This window comes from Nocardioides sp. J54, from assembly GCF_000519005.1.
Classification (GTDB): domain Bacteria; phylum Actinomycetota; class Actinomycetes; order Propionibacteriales; family Nocardioidaceae; genus Nocardioides.
This window is the reverse complement of sequence record NZ_JAER01000002.1, coordinates 139,574-158,687: the sequence shown is the minus strand read 5'-3', so window position 1 is coordinate 158,687 and position 19,114 is coordinate 139,574. Positions and strand designations below refer to the sequence as shown.

18 protein-coding genes are annotated in these 19,114 nt (G+C 72.0%); 11 read left to right on the top strand and 7 right to left on the bottom strand.

The window, feature by feature from the left end; translation table 11 throughout:
- Nucleotides 1–5 precede the first annotated feature (5 nt).
- Entirely contained in the window at nt 6–446 is a 441-nt protein-coding gene (locus NOCJ54_RS0102095) for an OsmC family peroxiredoxin (RefSeq protein ID WP_028654143.1), read from the bottom strand.
- Between the two features lie 76 nt (nt 447–522).
- On the opposite strand from NOCJ54_RS0102095, the gene NOCJ54_RS0102090 reads away from it, so the two are divergent.
- Nucleotides 523–960, top strand: a complete 438-nt coding sequence (locus tag NOCJ54_RS0102090) for a MarR family winged helix-turn-helix transcriptional regulator (protein ID WP_028654142.1) — start codon at nt 523–525, stop codon at nt 958–960.
- A 38-nt stretch (nt 961–998) separates the two neighbouring features.
- Here the strand turns inward: NOCJ54_RS0102090 and NOCJ54_RS0102085 are convergent, their stop codons facing one another.
- Both NOCJ54_RS0102085 and kstD read right to left on the bottom strand, forming a co-directional pair.
- The gene (locus NOCJ54_RS0102085; protein WP_028654141.1) at nt 999–1,880 is read right to left on the bottom strand and encodes a MaoC/PaaZ C-terminal domain-containing protein; all 882 of its coding nucleotides are present in this window, start codon (nt 1,878–1,880) and stop codon (nt 999–1,001) included.
- Nucleotides 1,880–3,541 (bottom strand): 3-oxosteroid 1-dehydrogenase, encoded by a 1,662-nt coding sequence (kstD, locus tag NOCJ54_RS0102080; RefSeq protein WP_036516512.1) that lies wholly within the window; start codon nt 3,539–3,541, stop codon nt 1,880–1,882. The genes NOCJ54_RS0102085 and kstD overlap by 1 nt, the downstream gene beginning before the upstream one ends.
- Nucleotides 3,542–3,574: 33 nt before the next feature.
- Between kstD and NOCJ54_RS0102075 the strand changes: the two genes are divergently transcribed.
- From NOCJ54_RS0102075 to NOCJ54_RS27940, 10 genes are all read left to right on the top strand, one after another.
- Complete coding sequence (locus tag NOCJ54_RS0102075; RefSeq protein ID WP_028654220.1) at nt 3,575–4,393, top strand: 2-keto-4-pentenoate hydratase; 819 nt, start codon at nt 3,575–3,577, stop codon at nt 4,391–4,393.
- Nucleotides 4,394–4,398: 5 nt separating this feature from the next.
- A complete protein-coding gene (locus NOCJ54_RS0102070; protein WP_028654139.1) occupies nt 4,399–5,319 on the top strand; it encodes an acetaldehyde dehydrogenase (acetylating) in 921 nt (306 codons plus the stop codon).
- A 13-nt stretch (nt 5,320–5,332) separates the two neighbouring features.
- Nucleotides 5,333–6,421, top strand: a complete 1,089-nt coding sequence (gene dmpG / locus NOCJ54_RS0102065; RefSeq protein WP_084254872.1) for a 4-hydroxy-2-oxovalerate aldolase — start codon at nt 5,333–5,335, stop codon at nt 6,419–6,421.
- A 59-nt stretch (nt 6,422–6,480) separates the two neighbouring features.
- A complete protein-coding gene (locus tag NOCJ54_RS0102060) occupies nt 6,481–6,831 on the top strand; it encodes a hypothetical protein (protein WP_157514765.1) in 351 nt (116 codons plus the stop codon).
- 61 nt (nt 6,832–6,892) lie between these two features.
- A complete protein-coding gene (locus NOCJ54_RS0102055) occupies nt 6,893–8,521 on the top strand; it encodes a hypothetical protein (protein ID WP_157514764.1) in 1,629 nt (542 codons plus the stop codon).
- Between the two features lie 892 nt (nt 8,522–9,413).
- The gene (hsaA, locus tag NOCJ54_RS0102050) at nt 9,414–10,601 is read left to right on the top strand and encodes a 3-hydroxy-9,10-secoandrosta-1,3,5(10)-triene-9,17-dione monooxygenase oxygenase subunit (RefSeq protein WP_028654135.1); all 1,188 of its coding nucleotides are present in this window, start codon (nt 9,414–9,416) and stop codon (nt 10,599–10,601) included.
- 1 nt (nt 10,602) lies between these two features.
- Nucleotides 10,603–11,505, top strand: coding sequence for a 4,5:9,10-diseco-3-hydroxy-5,9,17-trioxoandrosta-1(10),2-diene-4-oate hydrolase (gene hsaD, locus NOCJ54_RS0102045; RefSeq protein WP_028654134.1), 903 nt, complete (start codon nt 10,603–10,605; stop codon nt 11,503–11,505).
- Complete coding sequence (gene hsaC, locus NOCJ54_RS0102040; RefSeq protein ID WP_157514763.1) at nt 11,505–12,401, top strand: iron-dependent extradiol dioxygenase HsaC; 897 nt, start codon at nt 11,505–11,507, stop codon at nt 12,399–12,401. The genes hsaD and hsaC overlap by 1 nt, the downstream gene beginning before the upstream one ends.
- Before the next feature lie 22 nt (nt 12,402–12,423).
- Nucleotides 12,424–13,071: a flavin reductase family protein gene (locus NOCJ54_RS0102035; RefSeq protein WP_232221651.1), complete on the top strand. Its 648-nt coding sequence runs from the start codon at nt 12,424–12,426 to the stop codon at nt 13,069–13,071.
- A 61-nt stretch (nt 13,072–13,132) separates the two neighbouring features.
- On the top strand, nt 13,133–14,500 hold the full coding sequence (locus NOCJ54_RS27940; RefSeq protein WP_051485379.1) for a trypsin-like serine peptidase: 1,368 nt from the start codon (nt 13,133–13,135) through the stop codon (nt 14,498–14,500).
- An 11-nt stretch (nt 14,501–14,511) separates the two neighbouring features.
- On the opposite strand, the gene NOCJ54_RS0102025 is transcribed toward NOCJ54_RS27940, so the two are convergent.
- From NOCJ54_RS0102025 to NOCJ54_RS0102010, 4 genes are read right to left on the bottom strand one after another with little or no spacing between them, the layout of a single operon-like run.
- Nucleotides 14,512–15,504 carry an acyl-CoA dehydrogenase family protein gene (locus tag NOCJ54_RS0102025; RefSeq protein ID WP_028654131.1) on the bottom strand — a complete coding sequence of 331 codons (993 nt, stop codon included), beginning with the start codon at nt 15,502–15,504 and terminating at the stop codon, nt 14,512–14,514.
- Nucleotides 15,504–16,403 (bottom strand): acyl-CoA dehydrogenase family protein, encoded by a 900-nt coding sequence (locus NOCJ54_RS0102020; protein ID WP_232221650.1) that lies wholly within the window; start codon nt 16,401–16,403, stop codon nt 15,504–15,506. The genes NOCJ54_RS0102025 and NOCJ54_RS0102020 overlap by 1 nt, the downstream gene beginning before the upstream one ends.
- Nucleotides 16,403–17,551 carry an acyl-CoA dehydrogenase family protein gene (locus tag NOCJ54_RS0102015; protein WP_028654129.1) on the bottom strand — a complete coding sequence of 383 codons (1,149 nt, stop codon included), beginning with the start codon at nt 17,549–17,551 and terminating at the stop codon, nt 16,403–16,405. The genes NOCJ54_RS0102020 and NOCJ54_RS0102015 overlap by 1 nt, the downstream gene beginning before the upstream one ends.
- Entirely contained in the window at nt 17,551–19,074 is a 1,524-nt protein-coding gene (locus NOCJ54_RS0102010; protein WP_028654128.1) for a FadD3 family acyl-CoA ligase, read from the bottom strand. The genes NOCJ54_RS0102015 and NOCJ54_RS0102010 overlap by 1 nt, the downstream gene beginning before the upstream one ends.
- Nucleotides 19,075–19,114 lie beyond the last annotated feature (40 nt).

Sequence of the window (19,114 nt, the reverse complement as noted above, 5' to 3'; positions counted from 1 at the left end):
CTGGCTCAGCCCTCCAGCGCCGCGTCCAGCGTGATCGGCACGGCGGCGAGCGCCTTGCTGACCGGGCAGCCGGCCTTCGCGGCGCCGGCGGCGGCCTGGAAACCTTCGTCGTCGAGGCCCTCGACCTCGGCGCGCACGGTGAGCTTGATGCCGGTCAGCTGGAAGCCGCCGGCGGGGTCCGGGCCGAGGCTCACGTCGGCGGAGACGTCGAGCGCGACGGGGGTGCCGCCGGCCTGGGCGATCTCGTTGGACAGGGCCATCGCGTAGCACGAGGAGTGCGCGGCCGCGATGAGCTCCTCCGGGCTGGTCGTGCCGTCGGCGTCGTCGGCGGCGCGCTTGGGGAAGGACACGTCGAAGGTGCCGGCGCCGGAGGAGGTCAGCTCGACCTGGCCGGTGCCGTCCTGCAGGCCGCCGTTCCAGGCGGTACGTCCGGTGCGAGTGGGCATGGGTGGATCCTCTCGTTGGGGGAGACGGGCGAGTGCCTAGTGCACAAGTTAATCGCCCACGAGGTATATTCCAAGCATGAGGAATTCGTCCCTCGCCGCGCCCGTCCTGGATGACCTGCTCTGCTTCGACCTGTACGCCGCCTCGCGCCAGGTGACGGCGGCCTACCGCCCGGTCCTCGCCGAGCTCGGCCTGACCTACCCGCAGTACCTCGTCCTGGTGGTGCTCGGGGCGCGCGAGGACGTGCTGATCAAGGACGTCGGGCGCGAGCTGCGCCTCGACCACGCCACGTTGTCGCCGCTGTTGCGGCGCCTGGAGCGCGACGGGCTCGTCACCCGTCGTCGCAGCGCGGACGACGAGCGCGCCGTCGTCGTCGCGCTGACCGACGCCGGTCGCGAGGTGCACGCCCGCTTCGGCGACGTGCACTGCCGCGTCGGCGAGCTGCTCGGCATCTCCGCGGAGGAGGCGGAGCAGCTGCGCACGCTGCTGCGCCGGCTCACGGCCAGCCTGGACTGACCGGCCGGCGGATCAGGCCAGAGGATCAGGCCAGAGGATCAGGCCAGAGAGAGCACGCAGTCCGCGAGGACGGGGGAGCCGTCGCGGTCGCCGCCCTCGATGGTCGCGGAGCCGATGATGCCGGCGTCGGTGCGCCAGCCGGCGACCCGGATCGTCTCGCCCGGGAAGACCACCCCGGCGAAGCGGCCGGTGAAGCCGCCGACCCGGGAGGCGTCGCCGCCGAGCAGACCGTCGGTGAGCTCGCGCAGGACGATGCCGTAGGAGCACAGCCCGTGCAGGATCGGCGCCGGGAAGCCGGCGGCCTTGGCGAAGTCGGGGTCGGCGTGCAGCGGGTTGCGGTCGCCGCACAGGCGGTAGAGCAGGGCCTGCTGCGGCGTCACCGTGTACGACGACACGTGGTCCGGCTCGCGGTCGGGGACCTCGACCGGCGTGGCCGAGCCGCGGTCGCCGCCCCAGCCGCCCTCGCCCTTGACGAAGATCGACGAGCACACCCGCCACAGCTCCTCGCCGGTGGCGTCGGAGGTCGCGACACCCTCCTGCCAGATCACGGCGGCCTTGCCCTTGTCCCACACGTCGGTGAGCGTGGTGCGGATGGTCGCCGTGCCGGACGTCGGCAGCGGACCGGACACCGAGATCGCCTGCGAGCCGTGCACGACCTGGGCGAGGTTGATGTCGCAGCCCGGCAGGTCGAGCGGCGGCGGGTCCGTCTCGTGGAAGGTCGGCGCCACCACGCCGAAGGACGGCAGCACCTGCAGGGCGGCGTCGTCGAGGGTGTAGCGCAGCGCAGAAGGCGAGAGGTTGTCGCCCGGACGGGAGCCGGCGCCGATGCCGAGGTGGTAGAGCAGCACGTCGGACTCGGTCCAGCTGAAGGTCCGGGCGCCGAGGTCGGCGCCGATCGCGACGGACGGGTCGATGGGCATCAGGCGTTCTCCTTCGCGATGTCCTCGGCGGCCAGGTAGCCGAACACGAGCGCGGGACCGATCGTCCCGCCGGGGCCGGGGTAGGTGTGGCCCATGACGGCCGACGAGACGTTGCCCGCGGCGTACAGGCCCTCGATCACGCTGCCGTCCTCGCGCAGCACCCGCGCACGCTCGTCGGTGACGAGCCCGCCCTTGGTGCCGAGGTCGCCGGCGACGATCTTCACCGCGTAGAACGGGCCCTTCTCGATCGGGGCGAGCGAGCAGTTCGGCTTCACGGTCGGGTCGGAGTAGTACTTGTCGTAGGCGCTCTCGCCGCGGTGGAAGTCCTCGTCGACGCCGCTGCGGGCGAAGCCGTTGAACCGCTCGACGGTCGCCTCCAGCGAGCCCTCGGGCAGCCCGAGCTTGTCGGCCAGCTCGCCCAGCGAGTCGGCGCGGGTGACGACGCCCTCCTTGTACCAGCGGCCCGGGAAGGGCTGGCGGCCGGCGAGGCCGGCGAAGAGGTAGCGGTTGCGGTAGGTCTGGTCGAAGACGAGGTACGACGGCACGTGGCTCACGCCGGTCGCCTCGCCCTTGTACATCTCGTGGGTCGCCTCGACGTAGGGCAGCGCCTCGTTCATGTAGCGCTTGCCGGCGGCGTTGACCATGATCGAGCCGGGCAGGTTGCGCTCGGCGAGGCAGAACCAGGCGCGGCCCGGGAGCGGGATGGTCGGTCCCCACCAGGCGTCGTCGAGCAGGTCGGTGGCCGCGCCGGCCGCGGTGCCGGCGAGCAGTCCGCCGCCGGTGTTGGCCGACGAGCCGGTCGACCACTCGGTCGAGGTGGGCTGGGGCAGGAACTTCTCGCGCAGCTCCTGGTTGTGCTCGAAGCCGCCGGAGCCGAGGATCACGCCGCGGTGGGCACGGACCTCCCGGCGCTGCCCGTCGTGCTCCACCACGACCCCGACCACGCGGCCGTCCTCGACAAGGAGGTCCTGCAGCGGCGTCTCGTACTCGACCGGCACGCCGGCGTCGACGAGGCCCTTGCGCAGGCCGATCGCGATGGCGTTGCCCATCGCGTACATCTTCCGGCCGAGCACCAGCGCCAGCACGCGCTTGAGCATGACCTTGAGCATCGTCAGCGGGCCCTTGATGGTCCGCATGCCGAGGCTGATCTTGCGGTAGTCGCGCTGCATCACGATCAGGTTCGCCGGCGCCTTGGTGTAGGCCGGGTGCAGCCGGTCGAGCTCGTCGCCGAGGAAGCGGGCGTCCATCGGCTCGGGCTCGACGCTGCGGCCGCGCGGGCGCCCGCCGGGCTGCTCGGGCAGGTAGTCGGCGTACTCCGGGACCCAGGTGAACTCGAGCGGGGTCTTCTCGCGGATGAAGTCGAGCACCTCGGGCCCGCGCTCGAGGTAGGTGTCGCGGCGGACCTTGGGCACGACGTCGCCGACGATGGCGTCGAGGTAGGTCCTGGCCCGGTCCAGGTCGTCCGGGTCGGTCTGCCCGGCGGACTTCAGTGCGTAGTTGCCGGGGATCCAGACGCCGCCGCCGGAGCGGGCGGTGGAGCCGCCGAAGTAGGCACTCTTCTCCACGACCACGGTGTCGAGGCCCCGGTGGGCAGCGGCGAGGGCGGCGGCCATGCCGGCGCCGCCGGCACCGACCACGACGACGTCGTACGACTCCTTCATGCGAAAAACTGTAACAGGTTCTAGTATGGCCGCGTGACCTCCTCCCCGACGATCGAACCAGCCGCGATCGCCGCCGCCGTCGAGCGCCTCGCGACCGCCCAGGCGACCCGCGTGCCGTGCTCCGCCGTGCGCGACCTCATCGGCACCGACGACCTCCCGGCGGCGTACGCCGTCCAGCAGGGACTGGTGCAGGCCCGCCTCGACGGGGGCGTCACCGTCGTCGGCCGCAAGATCGGCGCGACCTCCGAGGCGGTGCAGCAGCAGCTGGGAGTCGACCAGCCCGACTTCGGCTACCTGCTCTCCGACATGGACGTCAGCAGCGGGGTCGACGGCACGCCGATCTCCATGCGCACGCTGGTGCAGCCGCGGGTCGAGGCCGAGGTGGCGTTCGTGCTCGCCCGTGACATCGACGTGCCCGAGGACGAGATCACGATCGACCTGGTCCGCGACGCCGTCGAGGTCGCCCTGCCGGCCCTCGAGATCGTGGACTCGCGAATCGAGGGCTGGGACATCGGGTTCACCGACACGGTCGCCGACAACGCCTCCAGCGGGCTGTTCGTCGTCGGTCGCGACGGCCGCCCGCTCAGCGAGCTCGAGCCGCGCGACGTCACCATGTCGCTGACCATCAACAGCGAGGAGCGCTCCACCGGCACCGGCGCCGCCTGCCTCGGCGACCCGCTCGAGGCGCTGCGCTGGCTGGCCGTGCAGGCCACCCGCTTCGGCGACCCGCTGCGCGCGGGCCACCTGATCCTGTCCGGGGCCCTGGGCCCCTTCGTGCCGTTCGCCCCGGGGGACCGGGTGACGGCGTCCATCAGCGGCTTCGCTCCGCTGACCGTCCAGTTCGAGGAGTGACCCGCATGACCACGACCAGGAAGCTGACGGCCGCCATCGTCGGCCCCGGCAACATCGGCACCGACCTGCTGTTCAAGCTGCTGCGCTCGGACGTCGTCGAGCCGCGCTGGATGATCGGCGTCGACCCGTCCAGCGAGGGCCTGCGGATCGCCTCCGACAAGGGCCTCGACGTCAGCCACGAGGGCGTCGACTGGCTGCTCAAGCAGGACGAGCTGCCCGACCTGCTCTTCGAGGCCACGTCGGCCTACGTGCACCGCGAGTACGCGCCCCGCTACGCCGAGGCCGGGATTCGCGCGATCGACCTGACCCCGGCCGCCGTGGGCCCCGCGGTCATCCCGCCGGTCAACGGCCTCGAGCACGTGGGTGCGCTCAACGTCAACATGATCACCTGCGGCGGTCAGGCCACCATCCCGATGGTCAACGCCGTCTCCCGCGCCACGCAGGAGAGCGGGGGAGTCTCCTACGCCGAGATCGTCGCCTCCGTCTCCTCCGTCAGCGCCGGCCCCGGCACCCGAGCCAACATCGACGAGTTCACCCGCACCACCGCCGCGGGTGTCGAGTCGATCGGCGGCGCCGCCCAGGGCAAGGCGATCATCATCCTCAACCCGGCCGAGCCGCCGATGATCATGCGCGACACGATCTTCTGCGCCGTCGACCCGGACGCCGACACCGACGCGATCGCCGAGTCGGTGCACGCGATGGAGAAGGCCGTGCAGGAGTACGTCCCCGGCTACCGGCTGCTGCAGGAGCCCCAGTTCGACGGGCCCTCCGACTTCACCCGCGGCATGCGCCGGGTCTCGATCTTCGTCGAGGTCGAGGGCGCTGGTGACTACCTGCCGCCGTACTCCGGCAACCTCGACATCATGACCGCCGCCGCAGCGCAGGTCGGCGAGAACATCGCCCGCTCGATCCTCGCCCAGAACTGATACGGAGCCCGAGATGACCGACGTCAACACCCTGCAGCGCACCTGGTCCGGCACCCACGGCGACGAGCCGTTCGGCACGATCGACCTGCGCCTCACCGACACCTGCCTGCGCGACGGCTCGCACCACAAGCGCCACCAGTTCACGGCCCGGGAGGTCGAGGACATCGTCCGCTCCCTCGACGAGTCCGGCATCCCCGTCATCGAGGTGACCCACGGCGACGGGCTCGGCGGCAGCAGCTTCAACTACGGCTTCTCCCGCACACCGGAGCAGGAGCTCATCAAGATCGCCGCGGAGACCGCGAAGCGCGCGAAGATCGCGTTCCTGATGCTCCCCGGCGTCGGCACCAAGGACGACATCCGTGCCGCGCAGGACAACGGCGGCCAGATCTGCCGGATCGCAACTCACTGCACCGAGGCCGACGTCTCGATCCAGCACTTCGGCCTGGCCCGCGAGCTCGGCCTCGAGACCGTCGGCTTCCTGATGATGAGCCACACCCAGTCGCCCGAGGTCCTCGCCAAGCAGGCCCGGATCATGGTCGACGCCGGCTGCCAGTGCGTCTACGTCGTCGACTCCGCCGGCGCGCTGATCATGGAGCAGACCGCCGACCGCGTCTCCGCCGTGGTCGCCGAGATCGGCGGCCAGGCCGACGTCGGCTTCCACGGCCACGAGAACCTCGGCCTCGGCGTCGCCAACACCGTCATCGCCGCACGTGCCGGCGCCACCCAGATCGACGGTTCGGTCCGCCGCTTCGGCGCCGGCGCCGGCAACACGCCGCTCGAGGCCTTCATCGGCGTCTGCGACAAGCTCGGCTGGACCACCGGCGTGGACTTCCTCAAGATCGTCGACGCCTCCGAGGACGTCATCCGCCCGGCCATGCCCGAGGAGTGCCGCCTCGACCGGATGACCCTGATGATGGGCTACGCAGGCGTCTACTCCAGCTTCCTCAAGCACGCCGGCAACGCCGCCGAGCGGTACGGCGTCTCCGGCGCCCAGATCCTGCTGGAGGCCGGCAAGCGCAAGCTCATCGGTGGCCAGGAGGACCAGCTCATCGACATCGCCCTGCAGCTGCGGGCGGCACAGGAGTCGCCGGCCGCGGTCTGAGGAGCACCGTAGGGAGCACTGCACGTGGCCCCACCGTCCTGTCGTGGGAGGGTGGGGACGTGCGGGCGACTCAGGAGATGGGACACGGGCTCGGCGAGCGCCTCGCGGGCGGCGTCCTCGGCGCTGCGGCCGGAGCCGGCATCGTGTGGGCGGTGGTCACCGTGCTGCGTGCGCTCGACCCGGTCGTGCTCGGGTGGAACCTGCCGTGGGGCGTGGCGCTGCCAATGCTCGTGGTGTGCCTCGCGTTGCCGTGGGCGCTGCTCCTACCCGTGCTGCGCCCGGTCGGCTATCACGCAGGGCACGTCGCCCTGCTGACGGTCCTGCCGCTGGCCGCGCCGGTCGTCGGCTGGTGCGTGGGGGTGCGCACGGTGGAGCTGCGCCGCATGCATGCCCCACCTGTCACGGTGTGACGTACTCGGCAACTCGTCGAAGTTGCCCGACCGCGCGGTCCGGGACCCCTATCCTCGCGTGGTGCTGCGTCGTTCCCCCCAGACGCTCCTGGGCCTGCTGCTGCTCCTGCTCGTCGGTTTCGTGCTCACCCAGGCCGACGTCCACGGGCGTACCTACGACGAGCCGTTGCAGGACGACTACGGCCACCGCGTCCTCGACTGGTACCTGAGCCTGGGCAGCGACACGAGCTTCCTCGACTACCCGGAGAAGATGCAGCTGCCCCAGCACGGGCCGGTCTTCGAGACGGTCGTGGCATTCGTGCAGTCCAGCGCCGGACGCCTGTTCGACGCAGATCCGTGGCTGGTGCGCTCGCTCGTCTGCGGGTTCACCGGGATCCTCGGCGTGGCCCTCATGGCGCTGTGCGCCCTCGAGGTCGCCCGCCGTTCGCGACGGATCGGGGACCACGGTGCGTGGTGGTTCGCGCTCGCGGCGGCCCTCGCGCTGGCGCTCTACCCCCGCTGGACCGGCGGGATGATGACCAACTCGAAGGACCACACCCTCGCGGTCGCGATGCTGGCGGTGCTGTGGCTGACCCTCCTGCTGGCGAGGCGCTGGGAGGAGCACCCGGACCGGTTCCCGGCCGGCCCGCTCGTCGCCCTCGGCGTGGTCTTCGGCATCGCCGTCTCGATCCGTGTGATCGCGCTGCTGTGGGTGCCCGTGGTCGGTGTGATGGCGCTGCTCTGGCTCCTGCTGCGGGCCCGCGACGTCGCAGGCCTGCGGCGCGTCGGGCTGGGCACGCTGGTGGTCGGCGTGGCGTCGTACCTGACGATCCTGGCGGTCTGGCCGTTCATCTTCCTCAACCCGGTCACCGGCCTGCCCGACGCGATCTCGTCGATGTCGAAGTACCCGTGGGACGACCCGATCCTCTACAAGGGCGAGATGGTCGAGGCCATGGAGCTGCCGTGGGACTACGTCCCCACGTGGCTGTGGCAGGGCTCGCCGTGGCTCTCCGTCGTGCTGGCCGTCGCCGGCACGGTGCTGGTCGTGGCCGACCTGGCGCGCCGCCGGGGGACGGCCGCCGACGTCGCGCTGCTCGGTGCCTTCGTCTTCCCGGTGCTCGTGCTGGTCGTCCTCGACCCCACGCTCTACAACGCGCTGCGCCACTTCATCTTCGTGGTGCCGCCGATGCTGCTGCTGGCCGCCTACGCCCTCGTCGTGGGTGTCGGCGCGCTGCTGCGCCGGGCGGCGACGGGTCGCGTCGTGCCGTGGCGGGCGTGCGCCGCCGGTGGCGCCGTCCTCGTCGCGGTTGCCGCGCAGGCCCAGGTCCTCGTGGGTGTCGCGCGGATCTACCCCTACGAGTACATGTACTTCAACGACGCCACCGGGGGCTTCGCGAAGCAGCACACCGAGTTCGAGACCGACTACTGGGCCGCCTGCAGCCGTGACGCCGCCCTCTGGCTCGCCGAGAACTGGCGCGACTACACCTCCCAGGAGACCGCGACCGTCCAGAACCGCTGGGGCGTCGACGGCCAGGTCCGCGAGCACCTGCCGAAGGAGCTGACGATCCTCGAGGAGGGCCAGCCGGACTTCGGGATCTACACCCTGATGAACTGGCGCCGCGACCCGTGGCCGAAGTACCCCACGGTCGCCGAGGTCGAGGTCGACGGCGTCGTGCTCTGCGAGGTCCAAGTGCACCCCGACCTGCGCTGATCCGCGCGATCCTCGCGGTGCTGATGGCGCGAGCGCGTCGGCTGTCGAGGGCGGTCTCCCGGTGGTTGAGGTGTGACGAGCGCTAGCGAGGAGCCTCGAAACCTCCGGGCCTCCTGGCGGGCTGTGGCGGGCGCAGGCGGGTGAATCGGGGCCGGTGGTTTCGAGGCTCGGCGCTGGGGCGCCTCGCACCTCAACCGCCGGCAGTCCGGCGGCAGGCCTCGGGGTTCGCTTCGTCGTACTCCCGGTGGTTGAGGTCCGACGGGCGCCAGCGAGGAGCCTCCCCCGGTGGTTGAGGTGCGACGAGCGCCAGCGAGGAGCCTGCCCCCGGTGGTTGAGGTGCGACGAGCGCCAGCGAGGAGCCTCGAAACCTCCGGGCCTTGATGGCGGGCTGTGGTGGGCACAGTCCGGTGGACGGGGCCGGTGGTTTCGAGGCTCGGCGCTGGGGCGCCTCGCACCTCAACCACCGGCGGCTGGCGGCTGTCGAGGATGGGACCCACCGTCGCCGTCGCGTCCGTCCTCGTCGTAGCTCCCGGTGGTTGAGGTGTGACGAGCGCCAGCGAGGAGCCTGCCCCCGGTGGTTGAGGTGCGACGAGCGCCAGCGAGGAGCCTCGAAACCTCCGGGCCTGCCTGGCGGACGGTGCCAGGCACAGTGCGGTGCACCGGGGCCGGTGGTTTGGAGGCTCGGCGCTGGGGCGTCTCGCACCTCAACCACCGGCGGGCACAGCCGCTCGCTCCTGGTCCGGCGCGGGGTCCACGCCGGTGCCGGTGGTTCGCGCACACGGTGAGGCTCGCCGGCCGACCCGGCAACGCGCCCGATGGGAGTGCCACGTGGACCAAAACGAGAACGTGTTCTAGTATCTGTTCTATTCGGATCCCTCCACTAGGAGCGCACATGCACCACGACTTCTCTCCCGAGGTCACCGCCGTCCTCGACGGCGTCCGCGACCTGCTCCCGACGTTCCGTGACCGGGCAGAGGAGGGCGACCGCCTCCGGGTCATCCCGGACGCTTCGATCAAGGAGCTCGAGGAGACCGGGTTCTTCCGGCTGCTGCAGCCCCAGCGGTACGGCGGCCTCGAGGCCGACCCGGTCGCCTTCTACACCGCCGTCCGCGACATCGCGTCGGCCGACGGCTCGACCGGCTGGGTCGCCAGCGTGGTCGGCGTCCACCCCTGGCAGGTGGCGCTCTTCGACGACAAGGCCCAGCAGGCCGTGTGGGGCGCCGACCAGAGCGTGCGCCTGTCGTCGTCGTACGCGCCGACCGGCAAGGCGGTCGTGACCGAGGGTGGTTTCAAGCTCTCCGGCAAGTGGAGCTTCTCCTCCGGCAGCGACCACTGCTCGTGGGTGCTGCTCGGCGGCCTCGTGTTCAACGAGGAGGGCCAGGTCGTCGACTTCCGCACCTTCATGGTCCCGCGGGAGAAGTACCAGGTCGTCGACGTGTGGAACGTGGTCGGCCTGCGCGGCACCGGCTCCAACGACATCGTCGTGGAGGAGACCTTCATCCCCGAGGAGTTCACGCTCTCGATGGGGGAGACCGGCCAGTGCAAGGGCCCCGGCCAGGCGGTCAACACCAGCGACCTCTACAAGCTGCCGTTCCACTCGATCTTCACCTCGACGATCGCCACGCCGATCATCGGCATGGCCAAGGGCGCGTACGCCGAGCACGTCGAGATGCAGCAGAAGCGCGTCCGCGCGGCGTACCTCGGCGAGAAGGCGTCGCTCGACCCGTTCGCCGCCGTCCGCATCGCGCGTGCCTCGTCGGAGGTCGACGCGGCCTGGGCGCTGCTGATGAGCAACATCCGCGAGGAGCAGGCCCACGTCGCCCGCGGCGAGCAGATCCCGCTCGAGCTGCGCCTGCGCGTGCGTCGCGACCAGGTGCTCGGCACCGCCCGGGCGATCGAGGCGATCGACGCGCTCTTCGAGGCGTCTGGTGGTCGCGCGCTCGCCGAGGGCACCTACCTCCAGCGCGCCTGGCGCGACTCGCACGCCGGTCGCGTCCACGCCGCCAACGACCCCGAGCGTGCGCTGCAGATGTACGGCGCCCAGCAGTTCGGGCACAAGGTCGACCCGGGGATGTACTGAGGTGAGCGGATCCAGCACGGACTACTCCAAGGAAGCGACCCGTCGCTCCGCGAAGGCGGGCGACATCACGCTGAACTACTACGAGGCCGGTCCTGAGGGCGGCTCGCAGGTCGGCGGTGGCCTGCCGTTCGTGATGCTGCACGGCGGCGGCCCCGGCGCGTCGGCGTGGAGCAACTTCGGCTCCGCGCTGCCGAAGTTCGCGCAGAGCTTCCGCACCCTGCTCGTCGACCAGCCCGGCTTCGGGCAGTCCGACAAGCCCGAGGTGAAGGCCAACTACTTCCGCCACTCGGCGGAGTACGTCGTCAAGCTGCTGGACGAGCTGCAGGTCGAGCGGGTCCACCTGCTCGGCAACTCCCTCGGCGGCGGTACGGCGATGCGGCTGGCCCTCGAGCATCCCGACCGCGTCGGCCGGCTGGTGCTCATGGGCCCGGGCGGGCTGTCGGTCAACCTGTTCCACGCCGACCCGACCGAGGGCGTGCAGCGGCTGATGGACTTCAGCATGAACCCCAGCCGCGAGGCGCTGCGGGCGTTCATCTCGACGATGGTCGTCAACCAGGCACTCGTCACCGACGAGCTCGTAGAGGAGCGCTTCGCCGACGCCACCGCCCCGGGCTCGCTGGAGGCGATGCGGTCCATGGGCGCGTCGTTCTGGAACCCGGAGTGGGCCGAGGACGGCATGCTCTGGCGCGAGGCGCACCGGCTGCGCAAGCACACCCTGCTCACCTGGGGGCGCGAGGACCGAGTCAACCCGCTCGACGGCGCGCTCGTCGCCCTCAAGCAGATCCCGAAGGCCCAGCTGCACGTCTTCCCGAACTGCGGCCACTGGGCCCAGATCGAGGCCGCGGACGAGTTCGCCGAGATCTGCACGGCCTTCCTGGCCCGACACGTGGAGAGGAGCCGCTGATGACCATCGACATCAAGTCCATGGGCTACATCCGGGTGGCGAGCACCGACCTGGACGCCTGGCAGAAGTTCGCCGGCAAGGTCCTCGGCCTCGCCGAGGGCCGCGGGCCCAACCCCGACCACCAGTACTGGCGCGTCGACGAGGTCTCCGCCCGCGTGGTGGTCTTCCCCTCCGACGTCGACCAGCTCGACTGCACCGGCTGGGAGGTCGCCGACCACCAGGCGCTGCAGGCCGCGCGCGAGCACCTGCAGAAGGCAGGTGTGGAGTTCGAGGAGGGCACCCCCGAGGAGCTCGCCGAGCGCCGGGTCCAGGAACTGGTCCGCTTCTGCGACCCGTGGGACAACGTCTTCGAGCTCTACCACGGCATCACCTACGAGTCCCGACCCGTCGTGACGCCGTACGCCGCGAAGTTCGTCACCGGCGACCAGGGCCTCGGCCACATCGTGGTCCCTGTCCTCGACGACGTCGAGGCGCTGCGGTTCTACACCGAGGTGCTCGGCTTCCGCCTGCGCGACTCGATGAGCATGCCCGGGGAGTTCGTCGGCAAGGAGCCGGGGTCGAAGGTCTGGCTGCGCTTCCTCGGGGTCAACCCGCGCCACCACTCGCTGGCGTTCCTGCCGATGCCGAACCCCAGCAAGTGCGTGCACGTGATGTTCGAGGTCGACAAGCTCGACGACGTGGGTCGTGCGCTGGAGCGCGTGCGCAAGCACGGCGCGCCGCTGTCGGCGACCCTGGGCCGCCACATGAACGACGAGATGATCTCGTTCTACGTGAAGTCCCCGGGTGGCTTCGACGTGGAGTTCGGCACCGACGGCATGACGGTCGACGACAGCAAGTGGGTGGCGCGCGAGTCCACCGCGGTCTCGTACTGGGGCCACGTCTTCGGCGGTCAGTGAGGTCAGGACTACCGTGGGCACCGTGGCAGAGAACCAGGACGCGATCCCCGAGGGCATCAGCCCCGACGCCCGCGAGACCTGGCCCCACCCCGAGCTGATCCAGTCCTGGCTCGGCGACGCGGACATCGACTTCGAGCTGCGTCCCGGCGAGGAGGTCGCCGTCCACGACGACCCGGAGGCGCAGGCTGCGGCCCGCCGCTTCCGCGACGTCCTCGGCTGCTTCGCCAGCGGGATCACCGTCGTCACCACCATGAGTGGCGACGAGCCCGTGGGGATGACCTGCCAGTCGTTCTCCAGCGTCTCGCTGGACCCGCCGCTGATCACGTTCATCCCCGCCCGCAGCTCGCGGGCCTGGCCGCTGATCCAGCGCTCGGGACGGTTCTGCGTCAACATCCTCGCCGCGGACCAGGAGCACGTCTCGGGGCAGATGGCGACCAAGGGTGCCGACAAGTTCGCCGGCATCGACTGGACCCCGGCCGCGGTGACGGGCTCGCCGGTGATCGCCGGCACGCTGGCCCACCTCGACTGCACGGTCCACGCCGTCTACGAGGGCGGCGACCACTTCATCGTGGTCGGCAAGGTGGAGCACCTCGAGCAGCACGAGCCGGACGCCGCAGTCACCGAGCCGCTGCTCTACTTCAAGGGCCGTTACCGGACCACTGACTCCTGACCGCCCGGCCGCGGTAGCGTGCCGTCAGTCGGTTGTCCGTCGGGCTACATGGGGGGTCGTCATGACGAGGACACGCACGCGCTGGCTGGCGGCACTGTCCGGGGCCCTGCTGGTGCTCCCCGTCGGGCTGGTCGGGCCGCGCGCTGCCGCGACCGATCCCGGCGAACCCACCCCGGGGCCCGGCACCGCGGAGGTCGCCACCGCTGCTGACGCCGGTGCCGTCCGCTCCTACTGGACACCCCGTCGCATGGAGGCTGCCGTCCCGCTCGACCTCGACCAGGACGGCGACCCGATCCCGGCGGACGACCGCTCCGGCGGCCGCGTGGCAGCACCGCGCTCCACCACGCTGGCCACCCCGCGCACCGCCGGCAAGCTGTTCTTCACCACCGCCTCCGGCGACGCGGTGTGCTCGGCCGCCTCGGTGAACACCCCCGAGAAGAACGTCGTCATCACCGCCGGCCACTGCGTCAACACCGGCGGCCAGCGCGTCCTCCTCGGCGGCTGCACGGCCGGCAGGTACTTCTCGAACTTCCTCTTCGTCCCGCGCTACGACCGCGGCCGGGCGCCCTTCGGGTCGTGGGTCGGCACCCACGTCGTCACCCACCCCGAGTGGGTCAACCGCTGCGACGACTACGCCCACGACCAGGCACTGCTCGTCGTCGCCCCGCGCAACGGCCGCCGCCTCGTCGACGTGGTCGGCGGGAACGGCCTGGCGATGGGCTTCCCGGTCCAGCAGCGGGACCTGGTCGTGTGGGGGTGGCCCGCGCGGTCGCCGTACGACGGCGAGACGGCCCGCCGGTGCGCGGGGCGCACGACCGCGCTCGACCCCACCGGCGACGCCTTCCTCCAGTGCCCGATGAACGAGGGCGCGAGCGGGGGACCGTGGTTCGTCGGCATGGTCAACAAGAACGTCGGCTACATCTGGGCGGTGACCTCGCGGCGGACGGTGAACCGCACGCCGGCCTACCTCGTCGCGACGCCGCTGGACGCCTCGGTCCGCGACCTCCTCAGCACCGCGCGCGCCGCCCGGCCGGTCGCCGTGCGGGCGAACGCCGGCATGTCCGGGCCGGTCCTGACGCCGCGCGCGGGCGCCGTGCGCCGCCCTGCGCTGCGCAAGCAGCGCACCCTGGTGGGCCGTGGTCAGCCGATCCGGCTGCGTGCCCGTGGCCAGGCGCGCACCGCCCTGGTCCTCGAGGTGCGCCACTCGCCGAAGAAGCGGTGGGTCAAGGTCGCCACGCTGCGCACCGACGCCTCGGGGGTGGCGCGGTGGGACCGCCGCGCCGTCCGCACGGGCGACCGGTGGTACCGGGTGCGGATCAGGCAGCGGGCGAGCCTGCCGGCGCGGGTCCGGGTCGCCAGCTGCCCGCTGCCGCACCAGCGCGCCAGTGCTGTCCTGCGGGCCACCTCCTGCACGAAGCCGTCGGCCTGACGTCGGCGACCTCAGAGGGTGACGGCCGCCCGGTGCCGCTCGGGGGAGCCGAAGAGGTGCCCCAGGGCGTGGGCGCGCTTGAAGACCAGGTGGGCGTCGTGCTCCCAGGTGATCGCGATGCCGCCGTGCAGCTGCACGCACTCGCTCGCCGCGAGCCGTGCCGTCTCGATCGCGTACGACGCCGCGGCGTGCACCTGGAAGGCGGCCTCGTCGGCGTCGACGGCCTCGTCCGCGAGCGCGTACGACGCCGCCCAGCTCGCCGACCGGGCGAGCTCGGTGCGGGCGAACACGTCGGCCATCCGGTGCTTGAGCGCCTGGAACGAGCCGATCGGGCGGCCGAACTGGACGCGCTCCTTGCTGTAGTCGACCGTCATCCGCAGGGCCCGGTCGGTCAGGCCCACGGCGAGTGCCGCGACAGAGGCCGCGCCGACGAGCTCGGCGCGCCGCGCTGCGGAGGTGCCGTCGCCGAGCGGCTGGGTGCTGGCCGCGGTCATGTCGAGGCGGGCCAGGCGCAGGCTCTGGTCCATGGTCTCGGTCCAGGTCGCCGTGGCGCCCTCGACCTCGACGAGCTCGTCGCCGAAGACAGCCAGCACGATGTCGGCCCGGTCCCCGTCGAGAACGGGCGCGGCGCCGAGCGCGAGCGTGGCCACCTCGCCGGCCGCGATGCGGGGGAGCAGGCGCTGCTTCGCGTCCTCGGTGCCGCCGGCCAGCAGCGCCTCGGTCGCCACGGTGGTCGCGAGCAGCGGTGACGGCGCAAGGCTGCGGCCGAGCTCCTCGAGCACGACCGCGGTCTCGAAGAAGGTCGCCCCCACACCGTCGTACTCCTCGGGCACGGCGAGGGCCGCGACGCCGATCTGCTCGCACAGCGTGGCCCACAGGGCCTCGTCGTGGCCGCTGGGCGACGTCGACGCCGCCCGGACGGCCGCGGAGTCGGCCCGCTTCTCGAGCAGGCTGCGGACGGTGGCGGCGAGCTCGGACTGCTCGTCGCTGAGCGCGAACTCCATCACGGCCTCCCGGTGAGCGACTCGAGGATGCGGGCGCGGTGGTCGGCCGTCGTGCCCCACGCGGAGACCAGGGCGCGGACCTTGGTGATCCACACGCTCAAATCGAACTCCTGCGTGTAGCCGATGGCGCCGTGCACCTGCAGGCCCGTGCGCGTGGCGAGGTAGGCCGCGTCGCTGCACGCCACCTTCGCCGCCGACACCGCGCGCGGGGTCGGCTCGAGGGCCGCGCCGAGGACCAGTGGGCGCGCGAAGTCCAGCGCGATCCGCACGTCGGCGAGCTTGTGCTTGATCGCCTGGTAGGAGCCGATCTCGCGGCCGAACTGCCGGCGCTGCTTGGCGTAGGCGACCGAGTCGGCGAGCACGCGCTCGCCCGCGCCCAGCAGCTGCGCGGCGGTGGCGAGCACCGCGAGGTCGTACGCCGCGTCGAGGTCGCCGTGCTCGACGGCCTCGCCGGGGGCGGCCGTGAACAGCCGGCGGGTCCGGTCGACCGAGACCTGCCGGTCGCCGGCCGTGGCGGTGCGGAGCGCCCCGTCGGCGGCGACGTAGACCTCGTCGGCGACGTCGGCGTCCAGGGCGAGCGGCACCCGCGGCGGGACCGCGACGGTGGCGACGCCCTCGACCTCGCGGCCGAGCGCCACGGGCAGGTAGGCCGCGGCCTCCACCCACGGACCGGGCACCGCGTGGCGCCCGAGCGCCTCGAAGGCGACGCACAGCTCGACGGGGGTGGCGTCGGTCGCCAGCATGGTCAGGCCCTGCTCGGCCAGCCGCTGCCACAGCTTCAGGCCGGGGTCGTGGTCGCCCTCGGCCCAGGCGCGGGCGGCAGCAACGGTGTCGGCAGCGGAGAGCAGCGCGTCGAGGGACGCGGCGAAGTCCCGCTGGTCGGTGGTGAGCTCGAACATCACTTCTGCGTTCCCTTCGGCTCGCGCGGGAGTCCGAGGATCCGCTCCGCGACGATGTTGCGCTGGATCTCGTTCGTGCCGGCGTAGATCGGGCCGGACAGCGAGAAGGTGTAGCCGTCGAGCCAGCGCGACTCCAGCTCGGCGTCGGGACCGAGCAGGTCGAGCGCCGTCTCGTGCAGGGCGACGTCGAGCTCGCTCCACCAGACCTTGTTGACCGAGCCCGAGGCACCGACGTCGCCGCCGTCCTTGAGCTTCGTGACCGTGCCCCACGTGTAGAGGCGGTAGGCCTCGGCGCGCAGCCAGGCGTCAACGACCCGGTCGGCGAGGCGCGGGTCGGGGCGCTCGTCGTACAGCGCGAGGAGGCGGTCGGCAGCCGCGGTGAAGCGACCGGGGGAGCGCAGCGAGAGGCCGCGCTCGTTGCCGGCGGTGCTCATCGCGACGCGCCAGCCGTCGCCGGGCGCTCCCAGCACGTCGGCGTCGGGGACGAAGACGTCGTCGAAGAAGACCTCCGCGAAGCCGGCCTCGCCGTCGAGCTGCGCGATCGGGCGCACGGTGACTCCCTCCGCGTCGAGCGGGAACAGGAAGTAGGTGAGCCCGGCGTGCTTCTGCGCCTCGGGGTCGCTGCGGAACAGTCCGAAGCCCCAGTGCGCCAGGGCGGCGCGGGAGCACCAGATCTTCTGCCCGTTGAGCACCCAGCCGCCGCGCGCCTCGTCGCGTCGAGCCGTGGACTTCAGGGACGCGAGGTCGGAGCCGGCCTCGGGCTCGCTCCAGCACTGGGCCCAGACCCGCTCGCCGGTCGCCATCGACGGCAGGAAGCGGTCCTGCTGCTCCTTCGTGCCGTGCTCGAAGATGATCGGTGCCAGCAGGAAGATGCCGTTCTGGCCCACGCGCAGCGGGGCACCGGCGCGGTAGTACTCCTCCTCGAAGACCACCCACTCGACGAGCGACGCGCCGCGGCCGTGGTACTCCTCGGGCCAGGACACGACCGACCAGCGGGCGGCCGACAGCCTCGCCTCCCACTCGCGGTGCAGCTCGAAGCCCTCGGGCGTGTCGAGGGAGGGCAGCGGCTCGGCCGGCACGTTCTCCGCCAGCCAGGCCCGGGCCTCGGCCTGGAAGGCCAGCTCGGAGTCGGACAGCTCCAGATCCATCAGTTCTCCTCGGTTCCTGAGGTGCGAGCCTGCGAGCCTCGAAGGGCGGTCTTGAGCACCTTGCCGGACAGGTTCCGGGGGAGTGCGTCCACGTGCTCCACGAAGCGGGGCACCTTGAAGTTGGCGAGGCGCTCGCGCGCGAACGCGACGACCTCCTCGGCGGAGACGCTGCCGACGACGTACGCCTTGCCGACCTCGCCCATCCGCTCGTCGGGGACGCCGACCACGGCGACGTCGTCGACGCCGTCGAGGCGCATCAGCGCCTGCTCGACCTCGGCGGGGTAGACGTTGAAGCCGCCCGAGATGTACATGTCCTTGAGCCGGTCGGTGATCCGCAGGTTGCCGGCCTCGTCCATGACACCGACGTCGCCGGTGTGCAGCCAGCCGTCGGCGTCGATCGCCTCGGCCGTGGCCGCGGGGTCGTCGAGGTAGCCGAGCATCACGAACTCCCCCCGGACCAGCAGCTCGCCGGGCTCGCCGGGCGTCGTGGCGTCGATGCGGGTCTCCATGCCCGGGATCGCACGGCCGCAGGTGGTCGCCACGAGCTCGGCGTCGTCGCCGTCCCGCGCCATCGTGACCACGACGGCCTCGGTCATGCCGAATGCGGTGACGACCTGGTCGATGCCCAGGCCCTCGGGGGCGGCCTGCCGCATCCGCTCGATGAGCACGACGGGTACGACGGCGGCGCCGGTCACCGCGAGCCGGAGGCTCGACAGGTCGCGCTGCTCGCGGCCGGGAGCCGTCAGCAGGGACTGGTAGATCGCGGGCGCGCCCGGCAGCACGCTGATCCGCTCGGTCTCGATCAGCTCCATCGTGCGGTCGAGGTCGAAGGTCGCCAGCGGGTAGAGCGTGGCGCCGGTCGTCAGCCCGGTCACGATGCCGACCTTGTAGCCGAAGGAGTGGAAGAACGGGTTCACCACGAGGTAGCGGTCCTCGGCGCTCACACCGCCGAGCTCGCCCCACGCGCGGGCGACCCCGACGGTCTGCCGGTGGGCGCTCATCGCGCCCTTGGGGCGGCCGGTGGTGCCGGAGGTGAACAGGATGTCGGCGACGTCGTCGGGACCGACCGCGTCGGCCACGGCGTCGATGTCGCCGGGCTCGGTCATCACCTCGGCGAGGGCGGCGATGTCGACGACCTCACGGACCTTCGGCAGGTCGGACGCGCTGCGCAGCTCCTCGACCTGGTGCCGGCCGAGGAAGCCGTCGGCCACCACGACGAGCGTGGCGCCGGAGCGGTCGACGATGTCGGCGGCCTCGTGGCCGGTGTAGCGCGAGTTGAGGGGCACCAGCGTGCCGCCGGCGTAGGAGACGGCGAGCGCGGCGACGACCCAGTCCACGCTGTTCGGCGCCCAGACCGCGGCGCGCTCACCGGGGGAGAAGCCCCGTGCGCGGTAGCCCGCAGCGGTGCGGCGGACGAGGTCGAGGAGCGCGGCGAACGAGACCACGCGGTCGCCGTCGACGTAGGCCGGCCGGTCGCCGTGCTCCTGCGCGGCGGCGCGCAGGACGGCGGGAATCGTCTGCATGAGGATCACCCTACCAAGCATTTGCTTGGTATGGTGCTCC

What these genes read in the sequence shown, in the direction of transcription:
- NOCJ54_RS0102095 (WP_028654143.1), bottom strand. Translation starts at nt 446, where the DNA reads ATGCCCACTCGCACCGGACGTACCGCCTGGAACGGCGGCCTGCAGGAC.
- NOCJ54_RS0102090 (WP_028654142.1), top strand. Translation starts at nt 523, where the DNA reads ATGAGGAATTCGTCCCTCGCCGCGCCCGTCCTGGATGACCTGCTCTGC.
- NOCJ54_RS0102085 (WP_028654141.1), bottom strand. Translation starts at nt 1,880, where the DNA reads ATGCCCATCGACCCGTCCGTCGCGATCGGCGCCGACCTCGGCGCCCGG.
- kstD (WP_036516512.1), bottom strand. Translation starts at nt 3,541, where the DNA reads ATGAAGGAGTCGTACGACGTCGTCGTGGTCGGTGCCGGCGGCGCCGGC.
- NOCJ54_RS0102070 (WP_028654139.1), top strand. Translation starts at nt 4,399, where the DNA reads ATGACCACGACCAGGAAGCTGACGGCCGCCATCGTCGGCCCCGGCAAC.
- dmpG (WP_084254872.1), top strand. Translation starts at nt 5,333, where the DNA reads ATGACCGACGTCAACACCCTGCAGCGCACCTGGTCCGGCACCCACGGC.
- hsaA (WP_028654135.1), top strand. Translation starts at nt 9,414, where the DNA reads ATGCACCACGACTTCTCTCCCGAGGTCACCGCCGTCCTCGACGGCGTC.
- hsaC (WP_157514763.1), top strand. Translation starts at nt 11,505, where the DNA reads ATGACCATCGACATCAAGTCCATGGGCTACATCCGGGTGGCGAGCACC.
- NOCJ54_RS27940 (WP_051485379.1), top strand. Translation starts at nt 13,133, where the DNA reads ATGACGAGGACACGCACGCGCTGGCTGGCGGCACTGTCCGGGGCCCTG.
- NOCJ54_RS0102025 (WP_028654131.1), bottom strand. Translation starts at nt 15,504, where the DNA reads ATGGAGTTCGCGCTCAGCGACGAGCAGTCCGAGCTCGCCGCCACCGTC.
- NOCJ54_RS0102020 (WP_232221650.1), bottom strand. Translation starts at nt 16,403, where the DNA reads ATGTTCGAGCTCACCACCGACCAGCGGGACTTCGCCGCGTCCCTCGAC.
- NOCJ54_RS0102015 (WP_028654129.1), bottom strand. Translation starts at nt 17,551, where the DNA reads ATGGATCTGGAGCTGTCCGACTCCGAGCTGGCCTTCCAGGCCGAGGCC.
- NOCJ54_RS0102010 (WP_028654128.1), bottom strand. Translation starts at nt 19,074, where the DNA reads ATGCAGACGATTCCCGCCGTCCTGCGCGCCGCCGCGCAGGAGCACGGC.